23 protein-coding genes are annotated in these 21,531 nt (G+C 67.1%); 11 read left to right on the forward strand and 12 right to left on the reverse strand.

The annotated features are described in order from the left end of the window. Positions 1-70: 70 nt before the first annotated feature. Positions 71-778: an SDR family oxidoreductase gene (locus DAEP_RS0116215; protein ID WP_027245387.1), complete on the forward strand. Its 708-nt coding sequence runs from the start codon at positions 71-73 to the stop codon at positions 776-778. Positions 779-821: 43 nt separating this feature from the next. Here DAEP_RS0116215 and DAEP_RS0116220 read toward each other — a convergent pair whose 3' ends face one another. Together DAEP_RS0116220 and DAEP_RS0116225 are read right to left on the reverse strand one after the other, a co-directional pair. Beyond that, positions 822-1,307: a flavodoxin family protein gene (locus tag DAEP_RS0116220; protein ID WP_027245388.1), complete on the reverse strand. Its 486-nt coding sequence runs from the start codon at positions 1,305-1,307 to the stop codon at positions 822-824. A 131-nt stretch (positions 1,308-1,438) separates the two neighbouring features. After that, positions 1,439-1,621, reverse strand: a complete 183-nt coding sequence (locus tag DAEP_RS0116225) for a zinc-finger domain-containing protein (RefSeq protein ID WP_027245389.1) — start codon at positions 1,619-1,621, stop codon at positions 1,439-1,441. Positions 1,622-1,692: 71 nt separating this feature from the next. Here DAEP_RS0116225 and DAEP_RS0116230 point away from each other — a divergent pair, with 71 nt between their 5' ends. Next, the gene (locus DAEP_RS0116230; protein ID WP_027245390.1) at positions 1,693-2,625 is read left to right on the forward strand and encodes an ABC transporter ATP-binding protein; all 933 of its coding nucleotides are present in this window, start codon (positions 1,693-1,695) and stop codon (positions 2,623-2,625) included. A 75-nt stretch (positions 2,626-2,700) separates the two neighbouring features. Here DAEP_RS0116230 and DAEP_RS0116235 read toward each other — a convergent pair whose 3' ends face one another. Next, the gene (locus DAEP_RS0116235) at positions 2,701-3,165 is read right to left on the reverse strand and encodes a DUF1203 domain-containing protein (protein ID WP_027245391.1); all 465 of its coding nucleotides are present in this window, start codon (positions 3,163-3,165) and stop codon (positions 2,701-2,703) included. Positions 3,166-3,495: 330 nt separating this feature from the next. Here DAEP_RS0116235 and gpmI point away from each other — a divergent pair, with 330 nt between their 5' ends. The 5 genes from gpmI (at position 3,496) to DAEP_RS0116265 (ending at position 9,864) form a co-directional block, all read left to right on the forward strand. After that, on the forward strand, positions 3,496-5,013 hold the full coding sequence (gene gpmI, locus DAEP_RS0116245) for a 2,3-bisphosphoglycerate-independent phosphoglycerate mutase (RefSeq protein ID WP_027245392.1): 1,518 nt from the start codon (positions 3,496-3,498) through the stop codon (positions 5,011-5,013). Further along, entirely contained in the window at positions 5,010-6,143 is a 1,134-nt protein-coding gene (locus tag DAEP_RS0116250; RefSeq protein WP_008553683.1) for a murein hydrolase activator EnvC family protein, read from the forward strand. The genes gpmI and DAEP_RS0116250 overlap by 4 nt, the downstream gene beginning before the upstream one ends. Before the next feature lie 7 nt (positions 6,144-6,150). Next, positions 6,151-7,491, forward strand: a complete 1,341-nt coding sequence (locus tag DAEP_RS0116255) for a S41 family peptidase (RefSeq protein WP_008557609.1) — start codon at positions 6,151-6,153, stop codon at positions 7,489-7,491. Positions 7,492-8,059: 568 nt separating this feature from the next. After that, positions 8,060-9,124 carry a bifunctional transcriptional activator/DNA repair enzyme AdaA gene (locus DAEP_RS0116260; RefSeq protein WP_027245393.1) on the forward strand — a complete coding sequence of 355 codons (1,065 nt, stop codon included), beginning with the start codon at positions 8,060-8,062 and terminating at the stop codon, positions 9,122-9,124. Continuing rightward, on the forward strand, positions 9,121-9,864 hold the full coding sequence (locus DAEP_RS0116265) for an isocitrate lyase/PEP mutase family protein (protein WP_027245394.1): 744 nt from the start codon (positions 9,121-9,123) through the stop codon (positions 9,862-9,864). The genes DAEP_RS0116260 and DAEP_RS0116265 overlap by 4 nt, the downstream gene beginning before the upstream one ends. A 75-nt stretch (positions 9,865-9,939) precedes the next feature. Here DAEP_RS0116265 and DAEP_RS0116270 read toward each other — a convergent pair whose 3' ends face one another. The 3 genes from DAEP_RS0116270 to DAEP_RS0116280 all read right to left on the reverse strand — a co-directional run bounded on the left by DAEP_RS0116270 (position 9,940) and on the right by DAEP_RS0116280 (position 12,029). Next, a complete protein-coding gene (locus DAEP_RS0116270) occupies positions 9,940-10,317 on the reverse strand; it encodes a hypothetical protein (RefSeq protein WP_008558047.1) in 378 nt (125 codons plus the stop codon). Positions 10,318-10,358: 41 nt separating this feature from the next. Then, a complete protein-coding gene (locus DAEP_RS0116275; protein WP_027245395.1) occupies positions 10,359-11,120 on the reverse strand; it encodes a DUF6478 family protein in 762 nt (253 codons plus the stop codon). Between the two features lie 93 nt (positions 11,121-11,213). Beyond that, positions 11,214-12,029 (reverse strand): hypothetical protein, encoded by an 816-nt coding sequence (locus DAEP_RS0116280; RefSeq protein WP_027245396.1) that lies wholly within the window; start codon positions 12,027-12,029, stop codon positions 11,214-11,216. A 155-nt stretch (positions 12,030-12,184) separates the two neighbouring features. On the opposite strand from DAEP_RS0116280, the gene DAEP_RS0116285 reads away from it, so the two are divergent. From DAEP_RS0116285 to DAEP_RS0116295, 3 genes are all read left to right on the forward strand, one after another. Continuing rightward, positions 12,185-13,075: a CPBP family intramembrane glutamic endopeptidase gene (locus DAEP_RS0116285; RefSeq protein WP_008554985.1), complete on the forward strand. Its 891-nt coding sequence runs from the start codon at positions 12,185-12,187 to the stop codon at positions 13,073-13,075. A gap of 63 nt (positions 13,076-13,138) precedes the next feature. Further along, positions 13,139-14,089 (forward strand): acetyl-CoA carboxylase, carboxyltransferase subunit beta, encoded by a 951-nt coding sequence (gene accD, locus DAEP_RS0116290; protein WP_008556630.1) that lies wholly within the window; start codon positions 13,139-13,141, stop codon positions 14,087-14,089. Positions 14,090-14,199: 110 nt separating this feature from the next. Next, positions 14,200-15,468, forward strand: coding sequence for a bifunctional folylpolyglutamate synthase/dihydrofolate synthase (locus DAEP_RS0116295; protein WP_027245397.1), 1,269 nt, complete (start codon positions 14,200-14,202; stop codon positions 15,466-15,468). A 2-nt stretch (positions 15,469-15,470) separates the two neighbouring features. Here DAEP_RS0116295 and DAEP_RS23375 read toward each other — a convergent pair whose 3' ends face one another. The 3 genes from DAEP_RS23375 to zapE all read right to left on the reverse strand — a co-directional run bounded on the left by DAEP_RS23375 (position 15,471) and on the right by zapE (position 17,476). Then, entirely contained in the window at positions 15,471-15,923 is a 453-nt protein-coding gene (locus tag DAEP_RS23375) for a hypothetical protein (protein WP_027245398.1), read from the reverse strand. Positions 15,924-15,934: 11 nt separating this feature from the next. Next, positions 15,935-16,327, reverse strand: coding sequence for a hypothetical protein (locus tag DAEP_RS0116305; protein WP_027245399.1), 393 nt, complete (start codon positions 16,325-16,327; stop codon positions 15,935-15,937). Positions 16,328-16,405: 78 nt separating this feature from the next. Then, entirely contained in the window at positions 16,406-17,476 is a 1,071-nt protein-coding gene (gene zapE, locus DAEP_RS0116310) for a cell division protein ZapE (RefSeq protein WP_027245400.1), read from the reverse strand. Between the two features lie 181 nt (positions 17,477-17,657). Between zapE and DAEP_RS0116315 the strand changes: the two genes are divergently transcribed. After that, entirely contained in the window at positions 17,658-18,902 is a 1,245-nt protein-coding gene (locus tag DAEP_RS0116315; protein ID WP_027245401.1) for an MFS transporter, read from the forward strand. 127 nt (positions 18,903-19,029) lie between these two features. Here DAEP_RS0116315 and DAEP_RS0116320 read toward each other — a convergent pair whose 3' ends face one another. Genes DAEP_RS0116320 through DAEP_RS0116330 form a run of 3 tightly spaced genes read right to left on the reverse strand, consistent with a single transcriptional unit; the run spans position 19,030 to position 21,529 of the window. After that, positions 19,030-19,965 carry an alpha/beta fold hydrolase gene (locus DAEP_RS0116320; protein ID WP_027245402.1) on the reverse strand — a complete coding sequence of 312 codons (936 nt, stop codon included), beginning with the start codon at positions 19,963-19,965 and terminating at the stop codon, positions 19,030-19,032. After that, complete coding sequence (locus tag DAEP_RS0116325; protein ID WP_027245403.1) at positions 19,962-20,879, reverse strand: ornithine cyclodeaminase family protein; 918 nt, start codon at positions 20,877-20,879, stop codon at positions 19,962-19,964. Before DAEP_RS0116325 ends, DAEP_RS0116320 begins: the two co-directional genes overlap by 4 nt. A 29-nt stretch (positions 20,880-20,908) precedes the next feature. After that, positions 20,909-21,529, reverse strand: coding sequence for an HAD family hydrolase (locus DAEP_RS0116330; RefSeq protein ID WP_027245404.1), 621 nt, complete (start codon positions 21,527-21,529; stop codon positions 20,909-20,911). Positions 21,530-21,531 lie beyond the last annotated feature (2 nt).

The following is a 21,531-nucleotide window of genomic DNA, read 5'->3' on the forward strand; positions in this document are numbered from 1 at the left end:
GATGTTCCAGCCGCGGCGCGCCTGTGATAGACCTGCGGCCTCCCTTCATTGCACAGCAGGATCGAACCCCATGCAGCTCCACGGAAAAACGGTCATTGTCACGGGCGGCAGCGATGGCATCGGCAAGCATATCTGCCTGAAGCTGGCCGCCGCGGGCTGCAAGCTGGCCATTCTGGGCCGCAACCAGGCGCGGCTGGACCAGGCGGCAGGGGAGGCCCTCAGCCTCGGCGCCCCCGAGGCGCGCAGCTACGCGGCGGACATGACCGATCCGGCGGCGATTGCGGCTGCCGCGGCAGACATCCTGCGGGACTTCGGCAGCGTCGATATCCTGATCAACAATGCGGGCATCTGGCACAAGGCGGGTCCGCTCGACGGCATTTCAGAGGAGATGCTGATGGCCACAGTGCAGACCAACCTGACCGGCCTGATGCAGCTGACCCGCCACCTGCTGCCCGCCCTGCGCACCCGTGATGAGGCCGCGATTCTGAACGTCGCCTCCAAATCCGGCGTGGTCGCCCAAGCGGGGCAGTCGGTCTATACCGCCACCAAATACGGGGTGCGCGGCTTTACCGATGTGCTGAAGCTGGATGAGGCGGAGACCGGCGTGCGCGTCGCGGGGCTGTATCAAAGCGGCACCAACACCGGGATGTTCGCCAAGGCGGGCGAAGACGTCCCCAACCACATCTTCACCGAGCCGGAGGATCTGGCTGATGTGGTGGTTTTCATGCTGTCGCGCCCGCCGAAACTGTGGATGCACGAGGTCCGCGTGGAGCTGTAAGCGCAGCACAGCCGGCTGCCGGGGCCGCCGCGGGGCAGGGGGCCTAGAACACTCCCATGCTGAGGCCCGCGCCCAAAGCCAGCCCCAGCTCGCGGCAGGCTTCCAGCTCGTCTTCGGGGATCACCTTCTCCGCCAGGATCGCCGCCGGCGTCTGCGCATGGGTGCAGATAATCAGCGGCTTCTGCACTTCTTTCAGGCGCCAGCCGGTGGCAATCCGCGCGCATTGCCGCGCCGCGTTCTCCCCGTCGGAGCCGGCACAGACCATCTGCGCATAAGGCCGCCCCTCGATCCGTCCCAGAACCGGGTAATAGCAGCGGTCGAAGAACTCTTTCATCTGGCCGGACAAGGCCGCCAGATTCTCCGGCGCGCAGAAGATATAGCCATCCGCCGCCAGCAGATCCTCCGGCCCGGCCTCATCGGCCCGTTTCAGGACGGTCCCGATTTCATCCTGCGCCGCCGCTGCCGCGGCCTCAGCCATCTGGCGGCTGCCGCCGGTGCGGCTGTGGTAAACGATCAAGAGCTGTGCCATCGCTGCCGCCCGCCTGTTGCGCTCCCGCGGCAGCTTACCGGGCGCCTGCAAATTTCTTCAAAGAAATTTGGCCGGAAAATCCGGATTTTCCGGAACCCGGCCTCCGCCTGGCCAGCGTCACGCCGCTCGGATCACTCCGCCGCCTTGGCCGCGTCCCGGTAAACATATTTGCAGTCGCAATAGGGGCATTCGACGAAATTCTCGTCCTCCGGAATCAGCAGATAAACCCGCGGATGCCCCAGCGCGCCTTCGCTGCCGTCACAGGCCACCTTGCGGCTGTCCACGATCTTGGTTTCCGGCGCTTCGATGCTCATGGCTGGCAGTCCTTTCGGTTTTCGGCTAGGCGCATTTATGAGCCAAGCAAATACCGGGGGCAAGAGCAGCAATGACAAGCGATGCAATCCGAATTGAGGCTTTGCGCAAAATCTACGGCGGCTATAAGGGCCAGCCCGAGAAACACGCGCTGAAGGGCGTTGACCTGACGGTGCCGCGCGGCTCTGTCTTTGGCCTTCTTGGCCCCAATGGCGCAGGCAAATCCACCATGATCAACATCCTGGCCGGGCTGGTGCGCAAGACCTCCGGCAAGGTGACGATCTGGGGCTTTGACCAGGACGAGAACCCGCGCCAGAGCCGCGCCGCCATCGGGGTCATGCCGCAGGAACTGAACCTGGACCCGTTCTTCACTCCGCGCGGCGCGCTGGAGGTGCAGGCAGGGCTTTACGGCGTGCCCAAGCACGAGCGTCACAGCGACGAAATCCTGCGCATGGTGGGGCTGGAGGACAAGGCCGAGGCCTATGCCCGGACCCTGAGCGGCGGTATGCGGCGGCGGCTTTTGCTGGGCAAGGCGCTGGTCCACCGCCCGAGCGTGCTGGTGCTGGACGAGCCGACGGCGGGCGTCGACATCGAACTGCGCCAGATGCTGTGGGAGAACATCCGCAAGCTGAACGCCCAGGGCATGACCATCATCCTCACCACCCATTACCTGGAGGAGGCCGAGGAGATGTGCGACGAGATTGCCATCATCAACCAGGGCGAGGTGGTCGCGCGCGACAGCAAGGCCAGCCTGCTGGGCCGGTTGGATGCCAAGACCATGGTGGTGCATCCGGCAGAGCCCGCCGCGGCGCTGCCGCAGGGCGACGGCATCGAGGCCAGCCTGCGCGAAGACGGCGCCGTGGTGCTGCGCTACCGCAGCCAGGCGACCAGCGCCGAGGACGTGCTGGCCGCGGTCCGCGCCGCCGGGATCAGCATCCGCGACGTCAAGACCGAGGAGGCGGACCTGGAGGATGTCTTCCTGTCGCTGACGAAGACACCGGCATAATTGATGACTGTTCTGCCCGTCCCGCCCCCACGGGGCGGGCGCTGCGCTCAACTTTTTGAGGCTGGCATCACGTTTTCACCCCCGGTCGATCCGCGCCTGATAGCAGTTGTTGCGCGATGACCGGATGTGGACGTACTCCACCCGCTCATCCGCGAAAATCGCCTCGGCCCGCGCCATCATCTCCGCCTGCGGGATGACAATGCCGGTGCCATAGACGATCCGGTGATCCGCGCTGTAACCCTTGATCAGGTAATCTGGCGCGCCCTCCAGAACCTCCGGCATCTGCGCGCCCTCATGCCGCTTGCAGTGATCCGCACATAGAAAGATCGGCCCGGTCTCGGCATAGGGCTGCGCCTCGGGAAAGGGGCAATGGGCCAGGATCAGCATCTCCTTGCCTGCGGGAATGTAGTGCAGGCAATGCCGGCAGGGGTTCGCGCCGCCGTCCGAGACGGAGCGCTCCGGCACCTGGCCGTGCGCATCGGGGCCGCCGTCTTGCAGCGCGCGGACGATTTCTGTGGGCAGGGCGGTGATTCTGGTCATGGGGGTCTCCTTTTGCTGACGGAACCTTGGCGCATCCGCCGCGCGGCAATCGACCCGGATCCTGCGCATCCCGCAGACTGCTGGGGACGCATCCGCCCGCCGGGCGCTGCGCTGGCGCTGATCCGGCATCTGCTGGTGCCGCAGAACACGGGGCGCCGGTTAAAGCGGGCAGCGCGGAAATGAGTATTTGGGGAAAGATGAAAGGCGCAGGGCGGGTTTGCGCCTGATCTTGCGCCTGATAACGCCAACTGCGGCAGGAATGGCGGTTCACCCCGGCGCGGCGAGGCGTTAGAAGGCTTGCGAACCTTTCCTTGCCCCGGAGTCTGACCCATGACCGCACCCAAACCCGTTGTCCTGTGCATTCTCGATGGCTGGGGCAGTGCGGAGCCGGGCAAGGCCAACGCGCCTTATCTGGCGGACACCCCCGCGTTTGACGCCATCATGGCCAAGGGGCCGAGCGCAAAGCTGATCACCCACGGGCCGGATGTGGGGCTGCCGACCGGGCAGATGGGCAACTCCGAGGTCGGCCACACCAACATCGGCGCGGGCCGGGTGGTGGCGATGGACCTGGGCCAGATCGACCTGGCGATCGAGGATGGCAGCTTCTTTGAAAACGGGGCGCTGCAGGCGTTTATTGCCAAGCTGAAGGACACCGGCGGGGCGGCGCATCTGATGGGGCTGGTCTCCGACGGCGGCGTGCACGGGCATATCAACCATATCCTGGCGGCGGTGAAGGCCGTTACCGGTGCCGGCGTGCCGGTCTGGCTGCATGCCGTCACCGACGGCCGCGACGTGGCGCCGAAATCGGCGTTCGGCTATTTCCGCGAGCTGGAGGAGAAGCTGCCCGAAGGCGCGCGGATCGCCACCGTGACCGGGCGCTATTTCGCGATGGACCGCGACAACCGCTGGGGCCGGGTCAGCGAAGCCTATGACGCGATGATCCATGCCAAGGGGCGCCCGGGGCTGAACGCCCATGGCGCGGTGGACCATGCCTATAACCAGTCCGAAACCGATGAGTTCATCGCGGCCACCGTGCTGCAGGGCTATCCGGGGGTGAAGGACGGCGACGGGTTCTTCTGCCTGAACTTCCGCGCCGACCGGGCGCGCGAGATCCTGCGCGCCATCGGCGAGCCGGGCTTTGCGGAGTTCGACACCGGCGCGCGGCCCAAGCTGGCGGCGCTGATGGGGATGGTGGAATATTCCGATGCTCATAATGACTACATGACCACCTGCTATCCCAAGGCGGCCATCGTCAACACGCTGGGCGAGTGGGTGGCCAAGCAGGGCAAGCGCCAGTTCCGCCTGGCGGAGACCGAGAAATACCCGCATGTCACCTTCTTCCTGAACGGCGGCAAGGAAGAGCCGGAGGAGGGCGAGGACCGCTATATGCCGAAGTCGCCGAATGTGGCGACCTATGATTTGCAGCCGGAGATGAGCGCGCCGGAAGTGACGGCGAAATTCGTCGAGGCGATCGAGGCGGGCTACGATCTGATTGTCACCAACTATGCCAATCCCGACATGGTGGGCCACACCGGCGATCTGAAGGCGGCGATCCGCGCCTGCGAGGCGGTGGATCAGGGGCTCGCCCAGGTGGTTCAGGCGCTGGAGAAGGCGGGGGGCGCGATGATCGTCACCGCCGACCATGGCAATTGCGAGGTGATGGTGGATCCGGTGACCGGCGGCGCCCATACCGCCCATACGCTGAACCTGGTGCCGGTGGCGCTGGTCGGCGGGCCGGAGGGCGCGCGGTTGCGCGACGGGCGGCTGGCCGATCTGGCGCCGACGATCCTGGAGCTGATGGGGCTGGAGAAGCCTGCGGAAATGACCGGGGAGAGCCTTCTGTCATGATCCGGCGGGCGGGCCTGTTGCTGCTGGGGCTGCTGGCGGCGCCCGTGCCGGCGGCGGCCAACCCGGCGTCCGCGGCGCGCGAGGCGGCGGCAGAGCTGGAGGCCGCCTCGGTCCAGTTGCAGGAGGCCGCCAGTTCCCGCGACCGGGTGAAGGCGCTGACCTCGGCCGTGCAGGCCTATGAGGCCGGGCTGGCGGCGATGCGCGACGGCTTGCGCCGGGTGGCGCGGCGCGAGGCGCAGCTGAGCGCCCAGCTGGCGGCGCGGCAGGAGGAGGTCTCGGGGCTGTTGGGGATCATCCAGACGATTGAGACCTCGCCGCCGCCGGTCCTGATGGTGCATCCCTCCGGGCCTTTGGGCGCGGCGCGCTCTGCCATGATGCTGGCCGAGGTGACGCCGGCGCTGCACGCCAAGGCGCAGTCGCTGAAGACGGATCTGGACGAGGTGCAGAGCTTGCGGCTGCTGCAGCAGAACGCCGCCAGGACGCTGGAAGAGGGGCTGGCGGGCGTGCAGTCCGCGCGGGTGCAGCTGTCGACCGCGATTGCCGACCGCACCACCCTGCCCAAGCGCTTCACCGCCGATCCGGTGCGCACCGCGATCCTGATCTCCTCGACCGAGACGCTGTCGGGGTTTGCCGACGGGCTGGCCGAAATCGCGGATGGCGAAATCGCCGAATCCAGCGCCGATATCAGCGATCTGCGCGGCACCCTGCCGCTGCCGGTCGAAGGGCTGGTGCTGCGCGGCTATGGCGAGCGCGATGCGGCGGGGATCGCCCGCCCGGGCCTGCTGATCGCGGCCCGCCCGCGGGCGCTGGTGACCGCGCCCGCCGCCGCCACCATCCGCTACCGCGGGCCGCTTCTGGATCTGGGCAACGTGGTGATTCTGGAGCCGCAGCCGGACACCCTGTTTGTGCTGTCCGGGCTGGCCGAGGTGTTCGGCGAGGCGGGGCAGGTGATCCCCGAGGGCACCCCCGTCGGCCTGATGAGCGGCGAAAACCCCGGGCCGGACGCAATTCTGTCAACAAGCGGTGAAGGGGGTGGAACTGACCGGACAGAAACGCTCTATATAGAAGTGAGAATGGACAACAGCCCGGTGGATCCGGAAACATGGTTCCGCACTGGAAAAGGTGGATGAAGGCTTGATGAGAAAATTTGCGATGGCCGCCCTGGGCGGCACGCTGGCAGGGATTGTCGCCACGACATATGTTGCAGGCCCCTTGCTGGCGCAGGAAGGCACGCGCGAGGCCAATGTCTATGAGCAGCTGGACCTGTTCGGCGACATCTTCGAGCGCATTCGCGCGCAATACGTCGAGGAGGTCGACGAGAAGGAGCTGATCGAGGCCGCGATCGGCGGCATGCTGACCTCGCTGGATCCGCATTCCAGCTACCTGTCGCCGGATGACGCGGCCAGCATGCGGGTGCAGACCCGCGGCGAGTTCGGCGGGCTGGGCATCGAAGTCACCCAGGAAGAGGGCTTTGTCAAAGTCGTCTCCCCCATCGACGGCACCCCGGCGGATGAGGCCGGCGTGGAAGCCGGCGATTTCATCACCCATGTGGACGGCGAAAGCGTGCTGGGCCTGTCGCTGGACGAGGCGGTCACCATGATGCGCGGGCCGGTCGGTTCGGAGATCGTGATCACCGTGGTGCGCGAGGGCGAGGATGAGCCGTTCGACGTCTCGATCATCCGCGACACCATCACGCTGACCGCGGTGCGCAGCCGTATCGAAGGCGATACCGTGGTCATGCGGATCACCACCTTCAACGACCAGACCACGCCGAACCTGGAAGCGGGCCTGAAGGAGCAGATCGAGGAAGCCGGCGGGCTGGACAAGGTGAACGGCATCGTGCTGGACCTGCGCAACAACCCGGGCGGCCTGCTGAACCAGGCGATCCAGGTGGCCGACAGCTTCCTGGAGTCGGGTGAGATCGTCTCGACCCGCGGCCGCGACCCGGAGGATGGCGAGCGGTTCAACGCCACCCCGGGCGATCTGGCCGACGGCAAGCCGATCGTAGTGCTGATCAACGGCGGTTCGGCCTCGGCGTCGGAAATCGTGGCGGGCGCGCTGCAGGATCACCGCCGGGCGATTGTCGTGGGCACCAAGTCGTTTGGCAAAGGGTCGGTGCAGACGGTGATGCCGCTGAAGGGCGACGGCGCCATGCGCCTGACCACCGCGCGCTATTACACCCCGTCGGGCCGCTCGATCCAGGCGCTGGGCGTGTCGCCCGATATCGTGGTGGAGCAGCCCCGCCGGGTGGCCGCCGCGGAGGAGGAGGAGGACGCCTCTGCAGCCGCCCGCCGCTCCCGTTCGGAAGCCGACCTGCGCGGCCGCCTGAGCAACGACTCCCTGAGCGAGGATGAGATCCGCCAGATCGAGGAAGAGCGCGAAAAGGCCGAGAAAGCCGCCGAGCTGCGCGAGGAGGATTACCAGCTGGCCTATGCCATCGACATCCTGAAGGGGATGGTGGCGCTGGGTCCGAAGTAAACCCGCCGCAACACCGCAGCACAAAGGGGCCGTCCGGTTGGGCGGCCTTTTTTTCTGTCTGCGTTGCCGCCGGGTCTGGCGGGGGTGGTTGCTGTGCCGTTTGAGCGCGGTATCCCGATTAAGGGGGCGGCGCCGCCGGGTGGAGGTGGACAGACCCCGCAGGGGGCCTGCTCGGACAAGCTCGCTTGGACGACCCCCTTTTTATCAGGGCCGGTCTCCGGGTGTTGCGCGGGCAGCCCATAGATGCCTGCGCCTCGTATCATGGCCCTTGCGCGGGGCCATGGCGGGGGATCGCGATCGTCTGGCAGGATGGCATGGGGGCGTGAGGATCGCGTGAAGGGGGCGTGCGGTGCCTGCGCAACACCTTGCCCGGAAGAAGGTGCGCAGCACCGCCGGGCTGCGCCTGCCTGCCCCCCGGCAGGCGCAGCCCTCTGTCGGAAACGGGAGCCCGAAAGCAAGAGGGCCGCGTTTTCTTTTCAGGCAGCTTCGCCCGCGCCCTTGCGTCATCCCGAAAATAAACGCCCGATATCCGGCGTACTGACCGGGCGGGCTGGTCTATGCTCCGGCCATGATGTTTGACCTGCCTGATTCCAAGACCCTGTACCAGGCTTTGCTGGACCGTGACGCCGCCTATGAGGGGCGCGCCTATGTCGGTGTGACCTCGACCGGTATCTTCTGCCGCCTGACCTGCCCGGCCCGCAAGCCCAAGTTCGAGAACTGCCAATTCCATGCCACCCCCGGCGACTGCATCGGGGCGGGGTTCCGCGCCTGCAAGCGCTGCAAGCCCTTGGCCGCTGCCGCCGGCGATGATCCGGTGGTGCAGGACCTGCTGGCGCGGCTGGAGGAACGGCCTGCCTACCGCTGGGGCGAGGGCGACCTTGCCCGGCTGGGGCTGGATGCCTCGACCGTCCGGCGGGCCTTCAAGCGGCATTTCGGGATGACCTTTCTGGAGATGGCGCGGCAGCGGCGGCTGCGCGAGGGCTTTACCGCGCTGAAGGCGGGGGAGCCGGTGATTGCGGCGCAGATTGACGCGGGGTTTGAAAGCGCCAGCGCCTTCCGCGCGGCCTTTGCCAGGCTGGTGGGGATTGCGCCGGGTGCCTTCCGCAAGGATGCGCTGTTGCTGGCGGACTGGATCGACACGCCCTTGGGGGCGATGATTGCGATCAGCTGCGCGCATCAGCTGCATCTGCTGGAGTTTGCCGACCGCAAGGCGCTGCCGCGGGAGGTGGCCAGGCTGCAAAAGGCGCAGCCCGGCGGTCTGGGCTTTGGCCGCCCCGCGCCGACCGGGCAGATTGCAGAGGAGCTGCGCCGCTACTTTGCCGGCGCGGGCGCGGATTTCCGCACCCCGCTGGCGCTGCATGGCACCGCGTTTGAGCGCGAGGTCTGGCGCTGTCTGCTGGCCATTCCGGCGGGGGAGACCCGCAGCTATTCGCAGATCGCGCGGGCGCTGGGGCGGCCGTCGGCCGTGCGGGCGGTGGCGCGGGCCAACGGCGCCAACCAGCTGGCGCTGGTGGTGCCCTGCCACCGGGTGCTGTCGGCGGACGGGTCGCTGACCGGCTATGGCGGCGGCTTGTGGCGCAAGCAAAGGCTGATAGAAATTGAGACAGGCTACAGACAAAGGATTTCAGCATGACATATTCCGACCGCGCCGCCGGTTTCGCGGCGCTGCACCAGCCCGGCAATCCGGTTGTGCTTTACAACATCTGGGACACCGGCAGCGCCAAGGCGATTGCCGGGGCCGGGGCCAAGGCGCTGGCGACCGGCAGTTTTCCGGTGGCGGCGGCGCAGGGGTTTCCCGATGGCGAGCAGATCCCGCTGGAGTTCGTGCTGGGCAATGCGGAGCGCATCGTCGCGGCCACCGATCTGCCGGTGACGATTGATTTCGAGGGCGGCTATGCCAGCGAGCCGGAGCAGCTGACCGTCAATGTGACGCGGCTGGCGCATACCGGCGCGGTGGGGCTGAACTTCGAGGATCAGGTGGTCGGCACTGCGGATCTGTACGGCATCATCGAGCAGGCCCGCCGGGTGACCGCGGTGCGGGCGGCCCATGCGGATATGTTCGTCAACGCGCGCACCGATCTGTTTCTGAAGGAAAAGGATGCCTCCAAGCACGGCACCCTGCTGTCGGAGGCGCTGGAGCGCGGGGCGGCCTATGCCGAAGCGGGCGCGAACGGCTTTTTCGTGCCGGGGCTGAGCGATCCCGACCTGATTGCCCGGGTCTGCGAGGCGAGTGCGCTGCCGGTCAACACAATGATGCGCGGCATCACGCTGGAGACGGCGCGGCAGGCCGGTGTGGCGCGCTGCAGCTACGGGCCGATCCCGCACGCGAAGCTGATGCAGGTGCTGGCGGAGCAGTTCCAGGCGCTGGAGTAGGCGGCATGGCTGTGCATTCGGGCAATTGCTGATATTCCGCCCGGCCGGCAGGCCGGGCAGCGCCGGGAAGTCAATTCACGACGTTTCCAGGCAGTGGCGGCGGAAGGCGCGCTTGAGCATGTCCAGCTCGGCGCGCAGCAGCTCCACCTCGGCGCGCAGGTCGTCGGACACCGCCTCGCCCGCGATCAGGGTGAAATCGCCCAGCCGGGTGCTGCTGGCGGCGTCGAAGACCACGAAGGTCTGCACCCCGTCGGCCACGGCCTCAGCCGGGACCGGCACCGCCACCGTCCATTCGCCGCCGGTCTCGCCCTCGCTCAGCCGGACGTCCTGGACCGGCTGATCCTGGAACATCACGGTGATGTCCGGCCGGGCGCCGCTGGCGGGGGCGTTGCCGATCCGGCCTTCCCAGACGCCGTTGCGGAAGCGGATTTTGGTCAGTGTCAGATCGCTCATGTCAGGTCACTCATGTCCAGTCACGCATGGGGCAGGGCCGCTCAGATCGCCGCGCGGCGGTGGCGCGAGAAGGTCAGGTCGCGCAGGATCACCTGGTTCATGTCGGGCGCCTCGAAGATCAGGTCGAACCAGATCTTTTCGATCCGCTTTTCGTTGAGGCGGGAATAGGCCAGGTCGAATTCCACCACGATGTTGTTCTCCTCCATCGGCAGCTCGCGCACGAGCTGTTCGGTGTTGGGGCCGTGCTGGATGTTGAGCCGGGCGAAGATCTCGATCGGTTTTTCCGACTCGATGATGCTGTCCACCCGCAGGAGGTGCTGGCGGGTCATGCCGAGGGCGGCTTCGGGCGGCAGGTCGATCACCAGCGACAGGAAGGAGCCGTCGAATTTGAACACGTCCATGCGCAGGCCGAAGGGGGCAAGGTCCTCCTCGCGGGTGTTGCGGAGCTGGCGCAGGGTCAGTTCGGAGAAGGCGCAGTCATGGAACAGCTGCACCTCATTTCCGAGCCGCGCCTTGGGCGGGGCCGAGGCCAGGCCGCGTTCGGGCAGGGGGCCGCGCCACAGTTCCGGACGCCAGGACCAGTCGGTGCCATGCGGGCGCGGAAAGAAGGAAGAGCCGATCTGCGGCAGCGCCAGGCGGCCGTCGGCGGTGTGAATGAGCCGGTCCAGATGGGTGCGCAGCTGGCGGGCCTGGTTGCGCTGGCGGCGCAGCTCCGCCAGCGGCGCGCGCGCCGAGTCCTCAGCCGCGGCGCGCCAGCGGCGCAGGCTGCGCAGGTGAAGCAACCGGTCCATGATCCTGCCCATCGTGCTCTCTCTTGCCTGTTCGAGGTCTTGCTGGCCTGTCCGGCCCCGGCGCGGCTGGCCGCGGGGGTCTGGCGGCAGTGTAACCGGGCCGGGCTATTGAAATAAACCGGCAATCCGCTGGCCGAGACCGCGTTTTTTGCGGGCGGCGGCCGCTTTGGCCCCCGTTTCGGGGCCTGCGGGCCGGACCCGGGGCCGCGGCGCTGCGGGTGCGGCTGCTGCCGGGGCCTGCGCCTGTTCCAGGGCGGGCAGGGTGGAGGCCTCCAGCGTGCGGTGGGTCACCTCGTTCAGCAGGGCGGCGCCGTGGCTGCCCAGGGCGCTGCTGCCGCCGGGCGCGTAAAGCGCCAGCGCGATCAGGTGGCGGTCCAGCACAAAGGCGCCGCGCCAGTGCACCGGGCTGGCGCCCTTGGCCACGGCGTCGGGGAATTCCAGCCTGACCAGCGGCAGCAGCTGATCCTCGCGGCTTTCCAGCAGCCGGGCGCCGGGGAACATCGCGGCGATGTCGCTGGCCCGCGGCGCCAGGGCATTCTGCCTGGCGGGGCCGATGGAGGCGGTCAGCACCGCCGCCTTGCGGGCGCCGAACCAGCCCCGCCCCTCCAGCCGGCTGCAATGTGCGATCAGGGCAAAGCCGCCGCCGTCCTGCGGCACGCTGCTGCGGCGGTCGAAACAGTAGCTTTCCGGCGCGGCCAGCATCACCTCGCCGTTGGCAAAGGACATCACCTGGTTGTCCTGCCGGGCAATGAGGTCAGCGCCGCGGGCGGCAAAGGAGAACTCTTGCGGCGCAGGGCTGCAGGCGGTCAGCAACGCACCGGTCAGCGCCGCCGCAACGGCCTTGGCCAATGGCCCGAAGTTCGGCGCCTTTCCGCCGTCCGGCGGAAAAGGCGCGGGTTTTCCGCTGGTTGTTCTGCTCACTTCTGCCCCTGCCGCGCTTGTTTTTTGTAAAATCCATAGCGGGCGGGCGCGCAGACGGGCAAGAGCGAACCGGCCCCGGGCTCCGATGCCTTGCCTTGGCGTTGCAGCAATGCATAACGTTGGCGCACCTTGCCGCCACCCGGACCGGAGGAACCATGCTGCACAGTCACAGCTACAGAGCGCATGAGGCCCTGGTGCGGTTCGCCCGGGTGCAGCCGCAGCTGTGGCGGCTGATGCTGGGGCTGATGCTGGTGGCGGCGGTCAGTTTTGCGATGACGGCGGCGCTGCAGGTGACGGTGGCGGGGCTGTTTCCCGGCGCCTGGCTGCAGGGGCTGGCCGATGGCAGCAACCCAGGCGCGATGCTGGTGCTTTTGGGCAGCTTTGCCTTCCTGTCGCTGGGCGTTGCAATGGCGGCGCGTCTGTTTCACCAGCGCGGCTTTGCCACTGTGACCGGGCATCTGCGGCCGCTGGTGCGGCAGTTCGGGCAGGTCAGCCTGTATCTGCTGGGCCTTGGCCTGCTGCTGATGGCGCTGCCGCCCTATGGCATGGGGCCGCCGATGACGCCCAACCTGCCATTCTGGACCTGGCTGGGCATCCTGCCGCTGTCGATTGCTGCGGTGCTGGTGCAGACGGGATCTGAGGAGATCCTGTTCCGCGGCTACATCCAGCAGGCGCTGGCGGCGCGCTTCCGCAGCCCGGCGGTCTGGCTGGTGGCGCCCTCGGCGCTGTTTGCGCTGGGCCACTACCTGCCTGTTGATGCGGGCGAAAACGCGCTGCTGATCACCGCCTGGGCCGGGCTGTTCGGGCTGCTGATGGCGGACCTGACGGCGCGGGCCGGCACCCTGGGGCCGGCGATGGCGGTGCATTTCTTCAACAACGCCGCAGCCCTCCTGCTGTTTGCCTCGCCGACCAGCCTGAACGGGCTGGCCTTGTACCTGATCCCCTTTGACATGGCCGACACCGGCAACCTGCGCCCGTGGATGGCTGTCGACTTTGCGCTGATGCTGGTCAGCTGGCTGACAGCACGGCTTGCCATACGCCGCTGATTGCAATTGCGGCAAATGCGCCTTATCTGGGGGGCAAACCGCGCCCCCGGAGAGGCAAGCAATATGAACTGGATCACCAACTACGTCCGGCCCAAGATCAACTCGATCTTTTCGCGCCGCGAAGTGCCCGAGAACCTGTGGCAGAAGTGCGATGAATGCGGCACCATGCTGTTTCACCGCGAGCTGAGCGACAACCAGAACGTCTGCACCAGCTGCGGCCACCATATGAACATCACCCCGCGCGACCGCTTCACCGCGCTGTTTGACGGCGGCGTGTTCACCGAAGTTGATGTGCCGGAGCCGCTGACCGATCCCTTGAAGTTCAAGGATCAGAAGAAATACCCGGAGCGGATCAAGGCCGCGCAGAAGAAGACCGGCGAGAAAGACGCGATGCTGGTGGCCGCGGGCGAGATCGGGCGCACCCCGATCATCGCGGCTGCGCAGGACTTCTCCTACATGGGCGGCTCGATGGGCATGTATGTGGGCAACGCCATCATCGCCGCGGCTGAGGAAGCGGTGAAGCTGGGCCGCCCGCTGGTCTTGTTCTCTGCGGCCGGCGGCGCCCGGATGCAGGAAGGCATCCTGTCGCTGATGCAGATGCCGCGCACCACCGTTGCGGTGGAGATGCTGAAAGAGGCCGGGCTGCCCTATATCGTGGTGCTGACCCATCCGACCACCGGCGGCGTGACCGCGTCTTATGCGATGCTGGGCGACGTGCATATCGCCGAGCCGAACGCGCTGATCTGCTTTGCGGGCCCGCGGGTGATCGAGCAGACCATCCGCGAGAAGCTGCCCGACGGCTTCCAGCGTGCCGAGTACCTGCTGGACCACGGCATGCTGGACCGGGTGACCCCGCGCACCGAAATGCGCCAGGAGCTGATCACCATCATCCGGATGCTGATGGGCCTGCCGCCGCAGGTGGTGGGCGATCTGCCGGTGCCGGAGAAGGAAGAGGCGCCCGAGGCCGCAAATGCGCCGGCCGATGGCGCTCCCAGTGAAGAAGCAGCCGAGTAAACCGGCCTATAGTGAAACGCCTGGCCGCCTGGCCGGGCCGCGCCCGTCCTTATCAGGGCGGGCGCTGTTTTTTGCCACCTAAGACACTCCGATCTGACAGGACCAGGCTGATGACCCAGACCTCCGACGCGATCCTCGCCCGCATGATGGCGCTGCACCCCAAGATCATCGACCTGACGCTGGACCGGGTCTGGCGGCTGCTGGCCGCCTTGGACAACCCGCAGGACAAGCTGCCGCCGGTGATCCACCTGGCGGGCACCAACGGCAAGGGCTCGACCCAGGCGATGATCCGGGCGGGGCTTGAGGGGATGGGCAAGAGTGTTCACGCCTATACCTCGCCGCATCTGGCGCGCTTTCACGAGCGGATCCGCCTGGCGGGGGAGCTGATCTCGGAGCCGCATCTGACCGAGGTGCTGGATGAGTGCTACGCCAGCAACGGCGGCGGGAACATCACCTATTTCGAGATCACCACGGCGGCAGGGCTGCTGGCGTTTTCGCGCACCCCTGCGGATTACACGCTGCTGGAGGTGGGCCTGGGCGGTCGGCTGGATGCGACCAATGTGATCACCCCGGCGCTCAGCGTGATCACCCCGGTTTCGATCGACCATGAACAGTTCCTGGGCAACACGCTGGCCAAGATCGCCGCGGAAAAGGCGGGGATCATCAAGCGCGGCGTGCCGGTTGTGGTTGGCCCGCAGCCCGAAGAAGCGATGGAGGTGATCGAGGCCACCGCCGAACGCCTCGGCGCGCCCCTGATCGCCCATGGCCAGCACTGGCATGTCTGGGAGGAGCGCGGGCGGCTGGTGTTTCAGGACGAAACCGGCCTCTTGGACCTGCCGCTGCCGGTTCTGCTGGGCGCGCATCAGATCCAGAACGCCGGTGCAGCGCTGGCGGCGCTGCGCCATCTGGGCGCCGATGAGGCGGCCTGCGAGGCGGCGATGCTGAACGCCGAATGGCCCGCGCGGATGCAACGGCTCAAGACCGGCCCGCTGATCGAGGCCGCGCCGGAGGCTGAGCTGTGGCTGGACGGCGGCCACAACGCCGCGGCCGGCGTGGCGCTGGCGGATGTTCTGGCCAAGCTGCCGGAGCGTCCCACGCATCTGATCTGCGGTATGCTGAACACCAAGGACGTGCGCGGCTACATGGCCCCGCTGGCGCCGCATGTTGCAAGCCTCACGGCGGTTTCGATCCCCGGTGAGGCGAACACGCTGAGCGCCGGGGAGACCGAAGCCGCGGCCAGATCGGTGGGCATCGAGGCCGGCACGGCGGAAAACCCGCTGGCGGCGCTGCAGGCGATTGCCGCCAAGGACCCGCAGGCGCGGGTGCTGATCTGCGGCTCGCTGTATCTGGCCGGTCACATCCTGCGCGAAAACGGCTGACCCTAGGATTCGGGTGGTGCGTTGTGCGAAAGCAGCCGCGCCTCCAGCAGGCGCTGTGCCTGATCAATAATGCACAAGCGCGTGTTTGAGTGGTTGTTGTGGCGCACAAGTTTGACCGCGCCCGCGAGTGTGGCCAGAGATCCGGCGCCGCCCACCCAGAGGCCGACAAGAGCAGGCACACCGGTGACGGGCGCCGTCAGTCCGACGCCGATCACTATTGCCGTGACGCCGATGCCAGTGATCACATAGTCGGAGAGTGGCGGCGCCTTCTCGTTCTCCCGGGCCCGGGCCTGAGCCAGGAACTGCCGCCACCCGTCCACTTCCTCATAATCCCATTCGGCACGCGGGCGGTCAGTGCCGCTCCATTCCAGAATCTGCGAGGGATCCGCCGACAGCATGTCGACGCCATCGTCCAGATCCTCGGGGCTGAAGGCATTGGGCTGCGGCAGACGCACGGAAACGCGGCCTAGATGGCTTGACGCAGGCTGTGGAGTTTGGATTTGACTTTTGCCGCACCCTTGGCCGCACCCTCAGGAGAGCTGGCCTCCGGCGCCTGTTCTGCAATCAGCTTGGCAATGCGCCGGGAGGTCTCCTGAGCAACAAATGCCTGGCGCCGTTTGCGGTATCTGGATGACACGGCGGCGATCAGGCTGACCGCCGCGGCCAGGATCAGGACGGCGGGCACCGCGACCAGAGGATCGGGTGCAGGTTTGTAGGCGGCAACAAAGACGAGGCTGGCAACGATGCCGGAAGCGGCACCGCCAAGGGTTGCCAGGACGTCCTGCCAGGTGGAGCTGTACATCTCGCGCCCGCAGGCGGCCTGTGCGTCGGTCCAGCGCGGGCTTGTTTGGGTGGCCATGATCAACCTCCGTTCAGGCCGCCAAGGATAAGCGCGACACGCGAAAATTGCAATCTCCCCGGCCGTGGCGGCCGGAAGTTACCCGCCGCTTCCCCAGTCCTTGTCCTGCATTTCCCTGAGGCGCGAGGCGGTGCGTTCGAATTCGAAGGTGCCTTCGCCCTCGACATAAAGCATTTCGGGCTGCGCCGCCGCCGAACAGATCAGCCGCACCTTGGCCTCGTACAAAGCGTCGATCAGGGTGACGAACCGTTTGGCCTCGTTGAAGTTGTTGCGTGACAGGCGGGGGATGTCCTCCATCACCAGCACTTTCACTTCCTCGGCAATGGCGAGGTAGTCGCCCGGCCCCAGCATCTTGCCGCACAAGTCATAGAACGTGGCCCGCGCCACGCCGTTGCGGAAGGCGGGCAGGGTGACTTCGCGGCCCTTCACCTCCAGCGTCAGCGGCTGCGCCGGGCCGCCCGAGAGATCCTCCCAGATCGCGCGGATCTGGGCGCGGGCCTCTGCGTCCACCGGCGAGAAATAGACCTGCGCGCCGGTCAGCCGGTCCTGGCGGTAATCGGTGGCGCTGGCCATCTCATGCACGTCCATATGCGCCTTGATCAGGCCGATGAAGGGCAGGAACAGCTGCCGGTTCAGGCCGTTCTTATAAAGGTCGTCCGGCACCCGGTTGGAGGTGGTGATCACGGTGACCCCGCCGGCAAACAGCGCCTCGAACAGGCGGCCCACGATCATCGCGTCGGTGATGTCGGTGATCTGCATCTCGTCAAAGGCCAGCAGCCGCACCGACTCCGCCACGCCCTTGGCCACCGGCGCCAGCGCATCCTCCACCCCGTTCTTGCGGGCCTCGTGCATCTGGGCGTGGATTTCCTGCATGAAGGCGTGGAAATGCACCCGGCGCGCGGGGATGCCGCCGAGGCTGTCGACGAACAGGTCCATCAGCATCGACTTGCCGCGCCCGACCCCGCCCCAGAGGTAGAGCCCCTTGACCGGCTCATACTCCGCCTTGCGGAAGAAGCCGCGTTTCACCGGCGGCGCCCTGAGGCCTTCGGCGATGCGGTCGAAATGGGGCAGCACAGCTTCCTGCGCCGGGTCCGGCTTCAGGTGGCCTGCGTCAATCTTCTGCCGGTAAAGCGTGGTCAGATGGGTCATGGGAGAAGGGATAGCGCGGGGCGCGGGGGATGGGAAGCGGGGCAATCAGGATTGAAACACAGCCGGCCCCCTGCGGCTTGTGCGCCTCGCATCAAAATTTCTTAATCATGCGCGCAAATTTCCTGATTTGACCGGGCAGTAAATTTCCTTGAGGGTTCACCGGCTTATCAGGAGAGAGCCGATGGACCGTCCCGCGCCGCTGTTTACCCCCGTTCTGATCGTGGGCTGCATCATCATCATGGTGAGCTTTGCGGTGCGCGCGTCCTTTGGGGTGTTCCAGATCCCGATTGCCGAGGAGTTCGGCTGGCTGCGCTCGGAGTTTTCGCTGGCGATTGCCATTCAGAACCTGGCCTGGGGCATCGGGCAGCCCATTTTCGGCGCCATTGCCGAGAAAATCGGCGACCGCAAGGCGATCATCATGGGGGCTGTTGTCTATGCCGCAGGCCTTGTGCTGAGCGCCTGGGCCACGACGCCGTTTGAGATGCAGGCCTATGAGTGGCTGGTGGGGTTCGGCATTGCGGGCACCGGGTTTGGCGTGGTGCTGGCGGTTGTCGGGCGGGCAAGTTCCGATGAGAACCGGTCGATGTCGCTGGCGGTGGTCACGGCGGCCGGGTCGGCGGGGCAGATATTCGGGGCGCCGGCGGCGGAGTGGATGCTGGGGTTCCTCAGCTGGCAGAGCGTGTTCCTGATTTTTGCGGGCGCGGTGCTGGCGCTTATCCTGACCTTGCCGCTGATGCGGGCGCCAGTGGCGGCAAGCCGGGCGGAGCTGGAAGAGAGCATGGGCGCGATCCTGATGAAAGCGTTCAAGGATCCGTCCTATACGCTGATCTTCCTGGGCTTTTTCAGCTGCGGCTATCAGCTGGGCTTTATCACCGCGCATTTCCCGGCCTTCGTGACCGAGATGTGCGGGCCGATCCTGCCGGGCGGGGCGCTGCATGCGATCGGGATCACCACCACCTCGGCGCTGGGGGCGGCGGCGATTTCGCTGATCGGGGCGGCCAATGTGGGCGGCACGCTGCTGGCGGGCTACCTGGGCAAGCGGTATTCCAAGAAATACCTGCTGGCGGCGATCTATACCGGGCGCACCATTGCGGCGGCAGCCTTCATCCTGTTCCCGGTCACGCCGCTGAGCGTCATCGTCTTCTCGGTCGCGATGGGGTCGTTGTGGCTGGCGACGGTGCCGCTGACCTCGGGCCTGGTCGCGCATATCTACGGGCTGCGCTATATGGGCACGCTGTACGGCATCGTGTTTTTCAGCCACCAGCTGGGCAGCTTCCTGGGCGTCTGGCTGGGCGGGCGGATGTATGACACCTATGGCGATTACACCTTGGTCTGGTGGATCGGTGTGGCGGTCGGGGCGTTCAGCGCGATTGTGCATCTGCCGGTGAAGGAGCGCCCGCTGCCGCCGGCGGCGCTGGCGGCATGACGCCGGCGGTCTGTTCCGGGGCGGTTTGAGGGACCGGGGCGCTGCCCGCTGCCATTGGGCTTGGACCAATGGCGCACCAATAGCAGCCCCCGGAGTATTTCCGGAAAGATGAAGCTGGCGGGTTGGGTCAGCCGAGGCCGCGGCGGTGGTTCCGGGCGATGATCTCCAGCACCTGATCGGTGTGGGTATAGGGCAGACCGTGGTCGGCGCCCGCGATTTCCTCCTGCCGGACCGAGCGGGCGCGTTCGGCCAGGCGGCCGGGGGAGGTCGGCGGGATCACCGCGTCCTCCTGGCCCCAGATGGCCAGAGCCGGCACGCCCTTGCTGTGCAGGCTGCGCAACTCTTCGGTGAAATCCTGGTTCAGAATGCCGCGCAGGGAGGCGAGCACCGCGGGAATGAAGCCGCGGTAGCGCAGCTCCTGCTGCTGCAATGCGGTGATGCCGGGGACCGAGGAGGGCAAATTGCGCCCGGCCCGGGTGCTGCGGATGTGCAGGGCGGGGTAAAGGGCGTGCATCAGCCAGTTTCCGATCAGGGGAACATCGCGGATGATCCGGGTGAGCCGGTCCGGGCTGCGGCCGAAGCCGGCCGGGGCGAGCAGGATCAGCTCGCGCAGGCGGCCGGGATGGGCGGCGGCAAAGGCGGTGGCGATGGCGCCGCCCATGGAATAGCCGACCAGGGTGATATCCTCGCCCGCCTCCTGATCCGCCAGAAGCTCCTCCAGCTGGGTGAGGAAGAAGGCACGGTCCTGCGGGCCGCCTGGCCGGTCCGAGCAGCCGCGCCCGTAGAGGTCGTAGGTCAGCACCCGGTAGCCCATCGCGGCCAGCCCCCGGGCGATGCCGTTCCAGACGTAAGAAGGCGTGGTGAGCCCGTGCACGCAGACCGCAACGGGGCCGCGCAGCGGCCCCTGCCAGCGGTAATGGGTGAGGCCGCCGGAAAGCCGGGCAAAGGCGCCGGGGGCGGTTTGCCGCGCTGCGGCGTTCATCGGCTTGCGCAGCCGTTCGCGCAGCGGCGGGGCGATGATCAGGATCAGAAGGGCTGCCCCAAGGAGCAGCAGCCAGGTCATGATTGCGCCTGCCACTTCTGCAGGATGTGGTGGCTGGTCATCAGGTCCAGATGGGCGCCGCCGCCGTTCTTGAACAGGGTGATCCGGGCCGGGTCATAGGCGGGGAAGCTGTCCAGGGCATAGAAATCCGCCCGCACGTCGCTGCGCTGGATGGTGCCGGCGGCCAGCGGGATCTTGAATTCGCCGATGTGGTCGAGGGTGGTGTCAAAGCTGTCGCAGTAGATCTGCGCGCGCCTCAGCGCCGCGTCATCGGCCTCGCGCATGTCGGGGCGGTAGGCGCCGATCATGTTGAGGTGCTGGCCGGGGCGGAGCCATTCGCCCTGGATCACCGGCTGGGACGACATGGTGCAGGTGACGATGATATCCGCCGCGCGCACCGCCGGTTCCAGACCGGGGGCGTGGAGGGTGCTGGGGTACTGGGCGCAAAGCGCCTGCGCCTTGGCGGCGGTGCGGTTCCAGACGCGGATCTGCGCCTGCGGGAAACCGGCCCCGAAAGCCTCAATGAGGGACGCGCCGACGGTGCCGGCGCCGACGATCAGCACCTCTCGCGCGTCGGGGTTGGCCAGCCGCAGGGCGCCGAGCAGGCTGTCTCCGGCGGTCTTCCACTTGGTGACGAGGTGAAAGTCGACGAGGGCTTCAAGGGTGCCGTCGGTGTCGGAGTAGAGGCAGACGGAACCGTTGACCATCGGCTTGCCTGCGCCTGGGTTGCGCGGGAAGATGCTGGCGGTTTTCACCGCCAGGCCCAGCCCGTCGATCCAGGCGGAGCGGCTGAGCAGCGTGTCGGGGTCGCGGTAGAGGAAGGTATCGCCGATCTCTGCCTTGGGCAGATTGTGGCTGGCGGCCAGCGTGTCAGTGAAGCTGACCCAATCGAGCAGCGCCTCGCCCTCTTCAAAGGGGATGAACGGGATGGTCATGTGCCTGTTGTCCTTCTGCGTGTGCCGTCTCAGGCGGCCTCTTGGTTTGTCAGCAGACCGGCCTGCACCAGCCGGGCCGCAAAGGGCGCGGGGGCGGTGAACAGATGGGTCTGCCAGCCGCGCGCGCGGGCAGCCTGGATGTTTTCGGGGCGGTCGTCGGTGAACAGCAAATGCGGCGGCGCCACTCCGGTTTCGCGTTCGAGAATGGCATAGATTTCCGGCTCTGGCTTGATGCATTTCAGATGCGCGGAGACAAATGTGCGGTCAAAGCCCCGCAGGAAGGGGTAGGTTTCGCAGGCCAGCTCAAAGGTCTCGGCGCCGAAGTTGCTGAGGGCGAAAACGGGCGTGCCGCGTGCCTGCAGCGCCTGCATCAGGCGGACGGTGCGGGGGATGGCGCGCGGCACCATTTGCAGCCAGCAATCGTGCCACCAGCGGATTTCCTCAGCCCAGTCCGGGTGCTGGTCCGCCAGCGCATAGACGCTGCCGCGGAAGGGGTGGCCGCGGTCGACGTTCAGGTTCATCTCGTGCAGCGGCACCTGTTCGAACAGCTGCGTGCGGCGGGCTTCGCCGATGCGGCTGTCGTAGAAGCGTTCCGGCTCCCACTCGATCAGCACGCGGCCGATGTCGAAGACGACGGCATCAATGGGCATCG

The sequence above is a fragment of the Leisingera daeponensis DSM 23529 genome (assembly GCF_000473145.1).
Lineage (GTDB): Bacteria > Pseudomonadota > Alphaproteobacteria > Rhodobacterales > Rhodobacteraceae > Leisingera > Leisingera daeponensis.

Bases quoted from the DNA above. Each gene is read 5' to 3' on its own strand.
- DAEP_RS0116215 (WP_027245387.1), top strand. From the start codon at position 71: ATGCAGCTCCACGGAAAAACGGTCATTGTCACGGGCGGCAGCGATGGC.
- DAEP_RS0116220 (WP_027245388.1), bottom strand. From the start codon at position 1,307: ATGGCACAGCTCTTGATCGTTTACCACAGCCGCACCGGCGGCAGCCGC.
- DAEP_RS0116225 (WP_027245389.1), bottom strand. From the start codon at position 1,621: ATGAGCATCGAAGCGCCGGAAACCAAGATCGTGGACAGCCGCAAGGTG.
- DAEP_RS0116230 (WP_027245390.1), top strand. From the start codon at position 1,693: ATGACAAGCGATGCAATCCGAATTGAGGCTTTGCGCAAAATCTACGGC.
- DAEP_RS0116235 (WP_027245391.1), bottom strand. From the start codon at position 3,165: ATGACCAGAATCACCGCCCTGCCCACAGAAATCGTCCGCGCGCTGCAA.
- gpmI (WP_027245392.1), top strand. From the start codon at position 3,496: ATGACCGCACCCAAACCCGTTGTCCTGTGCATTCTCGATGGCTGGGGC.
- DAEP_RS0116250 (WP_008553683.1), top strand. From the start codon at position 5,010: ATGATCCGGCGGGCGGGCCTGTTGCTGCTGGGGCTGCTGGCGGCGCCC.
- DAEP_RS0116255 (WP_008557609.1), top strand. From the start codon at position 6,151: ATGAGAAAATTTGCGATGGCCGCCCTGGGCGGCACGCTGGCAGGGATT.
- DAEP_RS0116260 (WP_027245393.1), top strand. From the start codon at position 8,060: ATGATGTTTGACCTGCCTGATTCCAAGACCCTGTACCAGGCTTTGCTG.
- DAEP_RS0116265 (WP_027245394.1), top strand. From the start codon at position 9,121: ATGACATATTCCGACCGCGCCGCCGGTTTCGCGGCGCTGCACCAGCCC.
- DAEP_RS0116270 (WP_008558047.1), bottom strand. From the start codon at position 10,317: ATGAGCGATCTGACACTGACCAAAATCCGCTTCCGCAACGGCGTCTGG.
- DAEP_RS0116275 (WP_027245395.1), bottom strand. From the start codon at position 11,120: ATGGGCAGGATCATGGACCGGTTGCTTCACCTGCGCAGCCTGCGCCGC.
- DAEP_RS0116285 (WP_008554985.1), top strand. From the start codon at position 12,185: ATGCTGCACAGTCACAGCTACAGAGCGCATGAGGCCCTGGTGCGGTTC.
- accD (WP_008556630.1), top strand. From the start codon at position 13,139: ATGAACTGGATCACCAACTACGTCCGGCCCAAGATCAACTCGATCTTT.
- DAEP_RS0116295 (WP_027245397.1), top strand. From the start codon at position 14,200: ATGACCCAGACCTCCGACGCGATCCTCGCCCGCATGATGGCGCTGCAC.
- DAEP_RS0116305 (WP_027245399.1), bottom strand. From the start codon at position 16,327: ATGGCCACCCAAACAAGCCCGCGCTGGACCGACGCACAGGCCGCCTGC.
- zapE (WP_027245400.1), bottom strand. From the start codon at position 17,476: ATGACCCATCTGACCACGCTTTACCGGCAGAAGATTGACGCAGGCCAC.
- DAEP_RS0116315 (WP_027245401.1), top strand. From the start codon at position 17,658: ATGGACCGTCCCGCGCCGCTGTTTACCCCCGTTCTGATCGTGGGCTGC.
- DAEP_RS0116320 (WP_027245402.1), bottom strand. From the start codon at position 19,965: ATGACCTGGCTGCTGCTCCTTGGGGCAGCCCTTCTGATCCTGATCATC.
- DAEP_RS0116325 (WP_027245403.1), bottom strand. From the start codon at position 20,879: ATGACCATCCCGTTCATCCCCTTTGAAGAGGGCGAGGCGCTGCTCGAT.
- DAEP_RS0116330 (WP_027245404.1), bottom strand. From the start codon at position 21,529: ATGCCCATTGATGCCGTCGTCTTCGACATCGGCCGCGTGCTGATCGAG.